This is a genomic window from Bradyrhizobium sp. NAS80.1 (assembly GCF_001908205.1).
Classification (GTDB): domain Bacteria; phylum Pseudomonadota; class Alphaproteobacteria; order Rhizobiales; family Xanthobacteraceae; genus Bradyrhizobium.
The window spans coordinates 21907-33493 of sequence record NZ_LGHL01000068.1; the positions used below are offsets into that span (position 1 = coordinate 21907).

Here is an 11587-nt window from a genome sequence, read left to right on the forward strand (position 1 = left end):
CCCGGATATCGCTTCGCTCATCCGGGCTACATCTTGCTTACGCCGGCGCGCCCGACTTCACGAGCTTGTAGATCACCGAATCCATCAGCGCCTGGAACGAGGCGTCGATGATGTTCGGGGAGACGCCGACCGTGATCCAGCTGTCGCCGTTCTCGTCCTCGCTCTCGATCAGCACGCGCGTGACCGCGCCGGTGCCGCCATTGAGGATACGCACGCGATAGTCGATCAGCTTCAGCCCCTCGATGTATTTCTGGTACTTGCCGAGGTCCTTGCGCAGGGCGACGTCAAGCGCATTGACGGGGCCGTTGCCCTCGGCCGCCGAGATCAGACGCTCGCCGGCGACGTCGACCTTGACCACCGCGAGTGCCACGGTGACACGCTCGCCGTGCGAATTGTAGCGCTGCTCGACATTGACGTCGAACTGCTCGACCTCGAAATAATGCGGCACCTTGCCGAGCGTGCGGCGCGCCAGCAGATCGAACGAAGCGTTGGCGGATTCATAGGCGTAGCCGGCTGCCTCGCGCTCCTTCAATTCCTCGATCAGCCGCGTCAGCTTCGGATCGCTCTTCTCATAGGCGATGCCGGCGCGATCGAGCTCGGCGATGACGTTGGAGCGCCCGGCCTGGTCCGACACCAGCACCTTGCGGTGATTGCCGACCGTTTCAGGCGTCACGTGCTCGTAGGTGTGCGGATCCTTCATCACAGCGGAGGCGTGGATGCCGGTCTTGGTGACGAAGGCGCTCTCGCCGACGTAAGCCGCATGCCGGTTCGGTACACGGTTGAGCATGTCGTCCAGCGTGCGCGAGACCTTGACCAGCGTCGCCAGCTTCTCGGGCGTCACGGCGATCTCGAAAGCGTCGGCAAAGTCCTTCTTCAATGTCAGCGTCGGGATCAGCGAGCAGAGATTGGCGTTGCCACAGCGCTCACCGAGGCCATTCAAGGTGCCCTGGATCTGCCGCGCACCGGCGCGCACCGCCGCGAGCGAATTCGCCACCGCCTGCTCGGTGTCGTTATGGGCGTGGATGCCGATATGGTCGCCGGGGATGTGTTTTGTCACCTCGGTGACGATGGCCTCGACCTCGTTCGGCATGGTGCCGCCATTGGTGTCGCACAGCACCACCCAGCGCGCGCCGGCCTCATAGGCGGCTTTCGCGCAGGCGAGCGCAAAATTCGCGTCTTCCTTGTAGCCGTCGAAGAAATGCTCGCAATCGAGCATCACCTCGCGGCCGGCAGCCTTTGCCGCGGCAACGCTGTCGCGGATCGAGGCGAGGTTCTCCTCCTTCGTCGTCTCCAGCGCGACGCGCACCTGATAGGCGGAGGACTTTGCCACGAAGCAGATCGCATCCGCCTTCGCCTCCAGAAGCCCAGCCACGCCGGGATCGTTGGAGACCGAGCGCCCTGCCCGCCGCGTCATGCCGAAGGCGGTGAAGCGCGCATGGGTGAGCTTCGGCCTGGTACCGAAGAACTCGGTGTCGAGCGGATTGGCGCCGGGATAGCCGCCCTCGACATAATCGATGCCGAGCTCGTCCAGCATCGTGGCAATGACCCGCTTGTCGGTCAGCGTGAAATCGACGCCATTGGTCTGCGCGCCGTCGCGCAGCGTTGTGTCGAACAGATAGAGACGCTCCTTGCTCATTGCGCTGCTCCGAGCGTCTTCTTCATGGTGGTGTTGGCGAGCCATTCGTCGTTGATTGTGATGCTGTTGCGCTGCTGGGCGGTGTAGCCGCGCTTGGCGAAGAACCCCTGCGCGGTATCGCTGGCATCGACCGAGAGGCTTTTCGCACCGCGGCTGCCGGCCAGCTTCTCCAGCGCGTCGACCAGCATAGTCGCGACGCCCTGCCCGGCCACCGCCGGATGCACATAGAGCATGCGGATGTGGTCGGTGCCGCGCAGCGAGGCGAAGCCCACGGGCGAACCCTCGAGCGTCGCGATCAGCGTCAGGTCGGAGGCGAGCCGCTTGCCGAATTCTTCGCTTTCCGCCGCCTCCATCCAGGCCTGCTGCTGCGACTCACTGTAGTCGTCGCCGGTGAGCTCCTCGATGCTCGCGGTGAAGATCGCGGCGAGCACCGGCACATCGTCCGGCAGGAAGGGCCGCAAGCCAGGCTTTGGCAAAGTCTTTCCCATCGTCTTCACCACATCCCATAGAGCTTGAGCACGAGCGCCACCGCGGCGCCGAGCAGCAGGATTTTCAGCGCGATGTAATAGAGCCAGTGCCTCGGGAAAGGCGTGTCGGGCCGTTTCATCGCGAAAACTCCCAGGTCGTGCCTTCCTTGGAGTCCTTGATCGCAACGCCCATCGCGGCGAGCAGATCGCGGATGCGGTCGGACTCTTTGAAGTCCTTGCGCGCACGCGCGGCCGTCCGCTCCGAGATCAGGCGTTCGACTTCCTTGGCATCGACCCCGCTTGCCTGCTGCTTGCGACCTTCCCACTGCGCGGCGCTCTCGGAGAGGAAGCCGAGCAGACGCAACGAACCCGCCAGGGCGCTCACGTCGCTGTTGCGCAAGCCATGCAGCGCCGCGATCGCCAGGGACGTGTTGAGGTCGTCAAGCAGCGGCTCGACCACGGACGCGGCCGGCTTGCCGTGCTCGACATCGGCCGCGACGCGATACCAGTCGTCGAGCGTCTTGGCGCTCTCCTCCAGCGACTTCATGGTCCAGTCGATCGGTGAGCGGTAATGCGTCTTGAGCATGTTGAGGCGCAGCACCTCGCCCGGCCAATCCGCGAGAAGCTCGTGGATCGTGACGAAGTTGCCGAGCGACTTCGACATCTTCTCGCTTTCGACCTGCAGAAAGCCGTTGTGCATCCAGTAGTTCGCCATGCGCGACTGGTGGAAGGCGCAGCAGGTCTGCGCGACTTCGTTCTCGTGATGCGGAAACACGAGATCGATGCCGCCGCCGTGGATGTCGAAATGCTTGCCGAGATGCTTCCAGGCCATGGCCGAGCACTCGACGTGCCAGCCCGGACGCCCCTCTGCCTTGATGCCGGCCGGCGACGGCCATGACGGCTCGCCCGGCTTGGACGGCTTCCACAGCACGAAGTCGGTCGCATCGCGCTTGTAGGGCGCGACATCCACGCGAGCGCCGGCGATCATCTCGTCCAGCGACCGCTTGGACAGCGCGCCGTAGCGCGGCAGCGTGGAGTTGGCCGCGTTCATCGCCTGCGGCGAGAACAGCACATGGTCCTCCGCGACATAGGCAAAGCCGCCGGCGACGAGCATTTCGATAATCTCGCGCATCTCGCCGATGTGCTCGGTCGCACGCGGCTCGACGCTGGGCCGGAGCGCGCCGAGCGCATCGACGTCGGCGTGGAACTGTTTGCCCGTCTGCTCGGTGACCTTGCGGATCGCCTCGTTCAGCGGGAGCCCTGGAAAATCCCGCGCGGCGCGGTCGTTGATCTTGTCGTCGACGTCGGTGACGTTGCGGACATATTTGACATGCGCCTCGCCATAGAGATGGCGCAGCAGCCGAAACAACACGTCGAACACGATCACCGGCCGCGCATTGCCGATGTGGGCGAAATCGTAGACCGTCGGTCCGCAGACATACATGCGGACATTCTTCGCATCGAGCGGCTGGAACGGCCGCTTCTCCTTCGTCAGCGTATCGTAAAGGCGCAATTCCATATGGATACCCGTCGGCTGTTGGCCGGGCGTCCGAGGCTCTCAATGCTTTTGAGAAAAGACGGCTCCAGCCAGCGAATCGCTAGCTCGTAATCTCGCGGCAAATGGCGCAAATGGCGAGGAGACCGTTCATGCGGGAACATATGGGCCACGAAGGGCCCTTGCGTCAAGAGAGCCGCGAAAAAGCCGCCTTATCTTCGCAATGAGCGGCCGTCCCGCCTTGATGGTTCATCATCCTTAACCTTTTGAGTTTACTCGGAAGCCGGCGGTTCCCTCAGCCCCCGGTGCTACCCATGCGATCCCTGTTCGCGCTCGCCTTTGCCTCCATCGTCGCGGCATCCAGCGCATGCGCCGAGACGCGCGTCTTCATCATCGCCAGCCAGGCGGACGGCTACGGCGTCGACCAGTGCCTGGCCAAAGGCGAGAAATGCGGCGCGCAGGTCGCGCGCACCTACTGCCAGTCACGGGATTTTGCCCAGGCCTCGGCCTACCGGCGGGTTGATCCCGACGAAATTACCGGCTCTGTCCCCAAAACCGGCGCAAACTGCTCCCATGGCCATTGCGACGAATATGTCGCAATTACCTGCCAGCGCTGAATTCGCTCGGATCTGGCGCACCTTAGGCCCAGTCTTTAACCCCTGAAACGACGTGACGATGCCGCAGGAAGCGGCTATGGGAGGGCGCGCTTCGGCCTCCCAGTGTCACATTGGGCCGTGACCTCGCTAGAATGGCGGATATGCCTCAATTTTTGTCTCCCTCCCGTGCTCGCTCCATCCTTGCCTGCACCGTGCTCCTGAGCACGGTCGTGCTCGCCACCGGCGCTTTCGCGCAGGCCGGCCCTCCCGGACCGCCGCCTCAGCCCCCCCCAAAACGGGCTCGGGCCGAATCCGATGTGCGCACGACTGGAAGGCCAGCTCGCCGCGCTCGACCGCGGAATTGGCGGCGACCCCGCACGCGAAGACCAGATCCGGCGCTACCAGGATTCGCAGGCCCGTCAGCAGGCCGAGCTCGACCGCGTCACCATGCAGGCCAAGCGCATGGGCTGCGATTCCTCCGGCTTCTTCTCACTGTTCAACGGCCAGTCGGCGCAATGCGGTCCGGTCAACACCCAGATCCAGCAGATGCGCGCCAATCTGGACCAGATCACCGGCAATCTCGAACGCCTGCGCGGCGGCGGCCCCGGCGGCTTCAGCCCCGAGCGCGACAACCAGCGCCGCTCGGTGCTGATGGCGCTGGCGCAGAACAATTGCGGTTCGCAATATGCCAACGCCGTGCAGTCGCAGGGCGGCAACTTCCTGGGCAATCTGTTCGGCGGCGGCAACAACCCCAATAATCCGCAAGGCGTACCGCCCTCCGATCTGGGGCCGCAGTCGGGTACCTACCGCACCGTGTGCGTGCGCACCTGCGACGGCGCCTATTTCCCGATCTCGTTCGCCACCGTGCCGGCGCGCTTTCCCGACGACGAAAAGACCTGCAAGGCGCTCTGCCCGGCCGCGGAAGCCGTGCTCTACACCCATCGCAACCCCGGCGAAGACATGAACTCTGCGGTCTCCACCAGCGGCCAGCCCTACACGTCGCTGCCGGCCGCGTTCAAATTCCGCAGCGAGTTCAACCCGTCCTGCTCCTGCAAGGCAGCCGGGCAGACCTGGGCCGACGCGCTGAAATCGGCCGACGACAAGGCTGCGGCCGAACAGCAGGGTGACATCATCGTCACCGAGGAGAGCGCCAAGAGGATGCAGCAGCAGCGGCTCAACAAGGGCACGCCTGCGAATGCCAAGAAAGGCGCAGCTCCGGCCCCGACGACCGCTACCGCACCGGCCGCGACACCGCCGGCCGATGCAACCACCGCCACCGCGTCCGAGAACAAGCCGATCCGTTCGGTCGGGCCGACCTTCCTGCCGCAGCAGCAGAAGTAGGTCGTTACTCTCTGTCATGTCGGCGGCCGCCAGACGCGGCCACTTCGCTGTTACTGCTCGCGCTCGCGGCTCCACGGGAAGAGATTGGCCGGAAAGTCCGCTGCGTAGCGCTTTCCCGGCGGCGGCGGCGGCGGTTCGTCCGGTGGATTTGGGTTCGGCTCGACCACCCGCCGATAGAGGTGCCAGGTGGCATGGCCGAGCACCGGAAGAACGACAGCGAGACCGACGAAGAGCGGTAGCGAGCCGATCGCGAGGAGCGCCGCCACGATGAGGCCCCACCCGGCCATCGCAACCGGATTTTCCGCCACCACTCGGAGCGACGTGCGGATCGCATCGATCGCAGTCGCATGCCGGTCGAGCATCAACGGAAACGACACGACGCTGATGCACAGGGCCACAACCGCAAACAGGAAACCGACACCACAACCGACGATGATGAGCGACCAGCCTTCCGGTGTCGTCAGCACGCGCGTTGCGAAGTCGGGAATGCTTGCAGCCGGCGCATGACCGAAGATCGTGACGTAGATTGCGTTCGCGACACCGATCCAGGCCCCGAACAAGACGAGCAGGAGCACGCCGAGCTCGAGCATTCCGCCGAACGACGGTGCGCGCAGCACCTTGATCGCGTCCCATGCGTCGACCTCCTCGCCGCGCTCGCGGCGGCGACTGAGTTCGTAGAGACCAATCGCGGCAAAGGGACCGATCAAGGCAAACCCGGCGGCCAGCGGAAACAAGAGCGGCAGCACGGAATAGCCGAGGACCATCCTGAACAGGACGAGGCCGAGGACGGGATAGATCACACACAGGACGAGCGCGTGACTTGGCATCGCCTGGAAATCCTCCCACCCCAGGCGTAGCGCCCCAGTTAGGTCGGACAGCCCGATCTTACGAATGGGATAAGAGACCGCTTCGCCGAATACGTGCCGCCTTATCATCCCGTGGGAGTACAGAATGGCCATGAACGCACCCTCCCGTGCTGAAAATCGCGGTGGCGACAACACGCGCTTTCCAGCCACGCGTGTCCGCTCCACGAGCGAGAAGCGCGATGGGCCGAGTACGGAACCCAGGTTCAGCGAAACGAGCCTGGCCGGACGGAACCCGTCGCGACCTGCCTGGCAAGCCTAGCGCGCACCGGGCCCGGTTGCACTCACGGTTAGGTGAATTGTGCATCTGCACAGATCCTTATGCGTTGCGTCACCTGAGACGCCGCCGCGCAACAGGCGCTTCTTGCCGCGCGACAGCAACGCCGACACCACATCAGCACGCTTACATGCTCTATTGACGCGGGGTTCGGCTGGTATCATTTTAAAAGTAGACGCCCGTAGCTCCGATGAAATTGGTGGTCGCGACCGTTCTCTTGACTTCGCGACCGCCGGAATGGGCGAGGCAAAAGGCCGGCGATGGCATAGACGCCAACCAAGAAAAGCCAGCCATCGCGACAGACGTGAGCTCCGCCCTGGATTCGTATCCGTAGCCTTTGATGGCAAGGATGGATCAGGATGGTTGTCGCATTGATACTATTGCTGGTCGCGATCGGCTCGGTGCTGTTTCACATCTACAGCCCGTGGTGGTGGACGCCGATCGCCACCAACTGGGCCTATATCGACCACACCATCAACATCACGTTCTGGATCACGGGCTTCGTTTTCGTCGCGGTCATCGCGTTCATGGCCTATTGCGTCTTCCGCTTTCACCACAAAGAGGGAAGACGGGCTGACTACAACCCGGAAAACAAAAAGCTCGAATGGTGGCTGAGCGTCGGGACCGGCGTCGGCGTCGCGGCCATGCTGGCGCCGGGCCTGGTGGTCTGGCACCAGTTCGTGACGGTGCCCGCGGATGCCACCGAGGTCGAGGTCATGGGCCAGCAATGGCAATGGAGCTTCCGCCTTCCGGGCAAGGATGGGCGGTTGGGCACATCGGACGTCCGCAACATCAGTTCCGACAATCCGATGGGCCTTAATCGCGACGATCCACTTGCGCAGGACGATGTCGTGATCGAGAACGGCGAACTGCACCTTCAATTGGGAAAGCCGGTCAAGATTCTCCTCCGCTCGGTTGACGTCCTGCACGATTTCTACGTGCCCGAGTTCCGGGCCAAGATGGACATGGTTCCGGGCGTGGTGACCTATTTCTGGATAAAGCCGATCCGAACCGGAACGTTTGATGTTCTCTGTGCGGAGCTTTGTGGCGCGGCTCATTATCAAATGCGGGCCAAGGTCATCGTCGATGAGGAGCGCGAATATCACGCTTGGCTGGAGCAACAGAAGACGTTTGCAGAGTTGTCGTCCGGAAACGCCATCGTGAAGGCGACATATCAAGCCGGTGGCAAGTAGCAAGGTGCCGCCGCGAGGATAGATCGGGTGCGCGAGGTCAACTCGTCGCCCCCGATGGAAACGACCGAGGAGGTTTTCTATGGTCGATATTCCTTATGACAGGATCGCGGACATCCCGCCTGCCGAAGTACCTGAGGTCGAGCTCTATCATCCGAGGAGCTGGTGGACACGGTATGTCTTCTCACAGGACGCCAAGGTGATCGCCGTGCAGTACGCGCTGACAGCCTCCGCCATCGGGCTGGTGGCCCTGGTGCTGTCATGGCTGATGCGACTGCAACTGGGATTCCCCGGCACTTTCTCTTTCATCGACGCCAACCAGTACCTCCAGTTCATCACCATGCATGGCATGATCATGGTGATCTACCTGCTCACCGCATTGTTCCTGGGCGGCTTCGGCAACTATCTGATCCCGCTGATGGTCGGCGCCCGGGACATGGTTTTCCCTTACGTGAACATGCTGAGCTACTGGGTCTACCTGCTCGCGGTCCTGGTGCTGGCCTCGACATTCTTCGTGCCCGGCGGCCCCACAGGTGCAGGCTGGACGCTGTATCCGCCGCAAGCAATCCTCTCCGGAACGCCCGGGCAGGATTGGGGCATCATTCTCATGATGTCGTCCCTGATCCTGTTCATCATCGGCTTCACCATGGGCGGGCTGAATTACGTGGTCACAGTGCTCCAGGCGCGCACCCGCGGCATGACGTTGATGCGCCTGCCCCTGACGGTGTGGGGCATCTTCACGGCGACCGTCATGGCTTTGCTGGCATTCCCTGCACTCTTCGTGGCCTCGGTCATGCTGCTGCTCGACCGTCTCCTGGGAACCAGCTTCTTCATGCCCTCGCTCGTCGAGATGGGCCAGCTGTCGAAATATGGTGGCGGCAGCCCGCTGCTCTTCCAGCACCTGTTCTGGTTCTTCGGCCACCCCGAGGTCTACATCGTCGCCCTGCCCGCCTTCGGCATCGTCTCCGACCTGATCAGCACGCATGCGCGCAAGAACATCTTTGGTTACCGCATGATGGTCTGGGCGATCGTGGCTATCGGCGCGCTCAGCTTCCTCGTGTGGGCGCACCACATGTATGTGAGCGGTATGTTCCCGCAATTCGGGTACTTCTTCGCCACGACGACGCTCATCATCGCCATCCCCACCGCGATCAAGGTCTACAACTGGGTGCTGACCCTGTGGCGCGGTGACATTCATCTCAGGGTTCCGATGCTGTTCGCCCTCGGCTTCATCATCACCTTCGTGAACGGCGGGCTGACCGGCCTCTTCCTCGGCAACGTCGTCGTGGACGTGCCCCTCTCGGATACCATGTTCGTGGTCGCGCATTTCCATATGGTGATGGGCGTGGCGCCGATCATGGTCGTGCTCGGTGCGATCTATCATTGGTACCCCAAGGTCACAGGCCGGATGCTGAACGACGCCCTCGGCAAGTTTCACTTCTGGGTCACCTTCCTCGGCGCCTACCTGATCTTCTTCCCCATGCACTATCTCGGACTGCTCGGGGTTCCGCGCCGGTATTTCGAACTCGGCGACGCGGCGTTCATCCCGCCCTCGGCCCATTCACTGAACGCCTTCATCTCCGTGGTGGCCTTGACTGTCGGCTTCAGCCAAATGGTGTTCCTGTTCAATCTTGCCTGGAGCCTGTTCAAAGGTGAGGCCTCGGGCGGCAATCCGTGGCGGGCGACGACGCTGGAGTGGCAGACGCCGGAGACGCCCCCGGGGCACGGCAACTGGGGCAAGGAGCTCCCGGTCGTCTACCGCTGGGCCTATGACTACAGCGTACCCGGCGCCGGGGAGGACTTCATTCCGCAGAACCAGCCGCCGCGCGCGACGCAGGTCGTCCAGGGAGCTGCTTCGTGAGCGCCATCATCCTGTTCCTGGCTGTGATCGCGCTCATCGCCGGATGGTGGCTGTCGCAGCAGCGGCTGACGGCCAAGCCCTGGCTGGAGGAAGGTCCGGTCGGTCAATTCCCCGGCGGCGATGCCATGACATGGCCGGCGGCGAAGATCGGACTTGGCGTGTTCCTCGCCGTCGCGAGCGCATTGTTCGTCCTCTTCATCAGCGCCTACTCGATGCGCATGAACGCGGTGGACTGGCGGGCGCTGCCCGTGCCGCGGCTGCTGTGGCTCAACACGGGCGTCCTGGTCCTCAGCAGCGTCGCGCTGCAATGGTCGTCCGTGGCCGCGCGCCGACACGATGCTGAAGGCGTCATGATCGGCCTGCTCGCGGGCGGAGCATCTGCCGTGATCTTCCTCGCCGGACAGCTCCTGGCCTGGCAGCAGCTCAACGCGGCCGGATATTTCGTGGCGTCCAATCCGGCCAATTCCTTCTTCTACCTGTTGACGGCGGTGCACGGGTTGCATCTGACGGGCGGCCTGGTGGCGCTGGGCAGAACCACAGCCAAGGTATGGCGCAGTTCCAAGATCGCCGATATGCGCCTGAGCGTGGAATTGTGCACCATCTACTGGCATTTCCTGCTGTTGGTCTGGCTTGTCGTGCTCGGGCTTCTCACGGGCTGGACCGACGATTTCGTCAACATCTGTCGCCAATTGCTAAGCTAGGGAGGCGAGACCAGATGGCTGAGACTGCACTGACACATCCATCGGAAGGTCCTGGACGGCTTCCGGGCTGGCGCGGCATCGCTGCGGACTGGGCTTCGGATCAGCGCGCGTTCAAGAATGTGTCCTGGGGCAAGGCCATGATGTGGATCTTTCTCCTCAGCGACACCTTCATCTTCAGTTGCTTCCTGCTCTCCTACATGACGGCGCGCATGTCGACGACCGTGCCGTGGCCCAATCCGAGCGAAGTCTTCGCCCTCAACTTCGCCGGCAAGCACATCCCGCTGATCCTGATCGCCATCATGACCTTCATCCTGATCAGCAGCAGCGGGACGATGGCGATGGCCGTCAATTTCGGCTATCGCCGCGATCGCGTCAGAACCGCAGCCTTGATGCTGGTCACCGCGGCCTTCGGCGCAACCTTCGTCGGAATGCAGGCCTTCGAATGGACCAAGCTGATCATGGAGGGCGTCCGGCCCTGGGGCAATCCGTGGGGCGCGCCGCAGTTTGGCGCGAGCTTCTTCATGATCACCGGCTTCCACGGCACCCACGTGACCATTGGCGTGATCTTCCTGATCGCCATTGCGCGGAAGGTCTTGCGCGGCGACTTCGATGTCGAGAGGCGAGGCTTCTTCACGAGCCGCAAGGGCTACTACGAGATCGTCGAGATCATGGGCCTGTACTGGCACTTCGTCGATCTCGTGTGGGTGTTCATCTTTGCCTTGTTCTATCTTTGGTGAGGTCGGCGCATGACAAACGCGGCGGTACACATGGAAGGCCAGCTCCACGCTCCGGCGCATGGCGCGGTCGCAACAGGAGCCGTTCACGCCAAGGGTCAACAGCACCCGATCAAGCTCTACCTCGTGGTCTGGGGCTGGTTGTTTGTCCTCAGCACGTGCTCCTACCTCGTCGACTACTTTGGCCTGCATGGCTATCTCAGGTGGTCGCTGATCCTGCTGTTCATGGTGTTGAAGGCCGGCCTGATCGTCGCCGTCTTCATGCACATGGCCTGGGAGCGGCTGGCCCTGGCCTATGCCATCCTGACGCCTCCGATTGCAGTATTGGTCTTTGTGGCGATCATGGTGCTCGAATCCGAGTACACGCACTTCCTTCGGGAGCTGTTCTTCGCAACCCCGTCGTAGCAGTACGCGAGCTGGCACCTC

10 protein-coding genes and 1 pseudogene are annotated in these 11587 nt (G+C 63.0%); 7 read left to right on the forward strand and 4 right to left on the reverse strand.

The genetic code is table 11. The features are described 5' to 3' along the window. Positions 1-37 precede the first annotated feature (37 nt). From cimA to cysS, 3 genes are all read right to left on the reverse strand, one after another. A complete protein-coding gene (gene cimA / locus AC629_RS17095; protein WP_084806143.1) occupies positions 38-1636 on the reverse strand; it encodes a citramalate synthase in 1599 nt (532 codons plus the stop codon). Beyond that, complete coding sequence (locus tag AC629_RS17100) at positions 1633-2124, reverse strand: GNAT family N-acetyltransferase (RefSeq protein ID WP_084806201.1); 492 nt, start codon at positions 2122-2124, stop codon at positions 1633-1635. Before AC629_RS17100 ends, cimA begins: the two co-directional genes overlap by 4 nt. A gap of 115 nt (positions 2125-2239) precedes the next feature. Further along, complete coding sequence (gene cysS / locus AC629_RS17105) at positions 2240-3622, reverse strand: cysteine--tRNA ligase (RefSeq protein ID WP_084806145.1); 1383 nt, start codon at positions 3620-3622, stop codon at positions 2240-2242. A 290-nt stretch (positions 3623-3912) separates the two neighbouring features. Here cysS and AC629_RS17110 point away from each other — a divergent pair, with 290 nt between their 5' ends. Further along, entirely contained in the window at positions 3913-4215 is a 303-nt protein-coding gene (locus tag AC629_RS17110) for a hypothetical protein (protein WP_084806146.1), read from the forward strand. A 131-nt stretch (positions 4216-4346) separates the two neighbouring features. Next, positions 4347-5535: pseudogene (locus AC629_RS17115) on the forward strand (DUF2865 domain-containing protein). 50 nt (positions 5536-5585) lie between these two features. Here the strand turns inward: AC629_RS17115 and AC629_RS17120 are convergent. Then, positions 5586-6494, reverse strand: a complete 909-nt coding sequence (locus AC629_RS17120) for a DUF2189 domain-containing protein (RefSeq protein WP_084806148.1) — start codon at positions 6492-6494, stop codon at positions 5586-5588. 540 nt (positions 6495-7034) lie between these two features. Between AC629_RS17120 and AC629_RS17125 the strand changes: the two genes are divergently transcribed. From AC629_RS17125 to AC629_RS17145, 5 genes are all read left to right on the forward strand, one after another. Next, positions 7035-7868, forward strand: coding sequence for a cytochrome c oxidase subunit II (locus AC629_RS17125; RefSeq protein WP_084806150.1), 834 nt, complete (start codon positions 7035-7037; stop codon positions 7866-7868). A gap of 79 nt (positions 7869-7947) precedes the next feature. Further along, entirely contained in the window at positions 7948-9726 is a 1779-nt protein-coding gene (locus AC629_RS17130; RefSeq protein WP_084806151.1) for a cbb3-type cytochrome c oxidase subunit I, read from the forward strand. Beyond that, positions 9723-10427, forward strand: coding sequence for a cytochrome c oxidase subunit 3 (locus AC629_RS17135; RefSeq protein ID WP_084806153.1), 705 nt, complete (start codon positions 9723-9725; stop codon positions 10425-10427). Before AC629_RS17130 ends, AC629_RS17135 begins: the two co-directional genes overlap by 4 nt. Before the next feature lie 14 nt (positions 10428-10441). Further along, the gene (locus AC629_RS17140; protein WP_084806154.1) at positions 10442-11164 is read left to right on the forward strand and encodes a heme-copper oxidase subunit III family protein; all 723 of its coding nucleotides are present in this window, start codon (positions 10442-10444) and stop codon (positions 11162-11164) included. 9 nt (positions 11165-11173) lie between these two features. Then, on the forward strand, positions 11174-11566 hold the full coding sequence (locus AC629_RS17145) for a cytochrome C oxidase subunit IV family protein (protein WP_084806156.1): 393 nt from the start codon (positions 11174-11176) through the stop codon (positions 11564-11566). Positions 11567-11587: the final 21 nt, after the last annotated feature.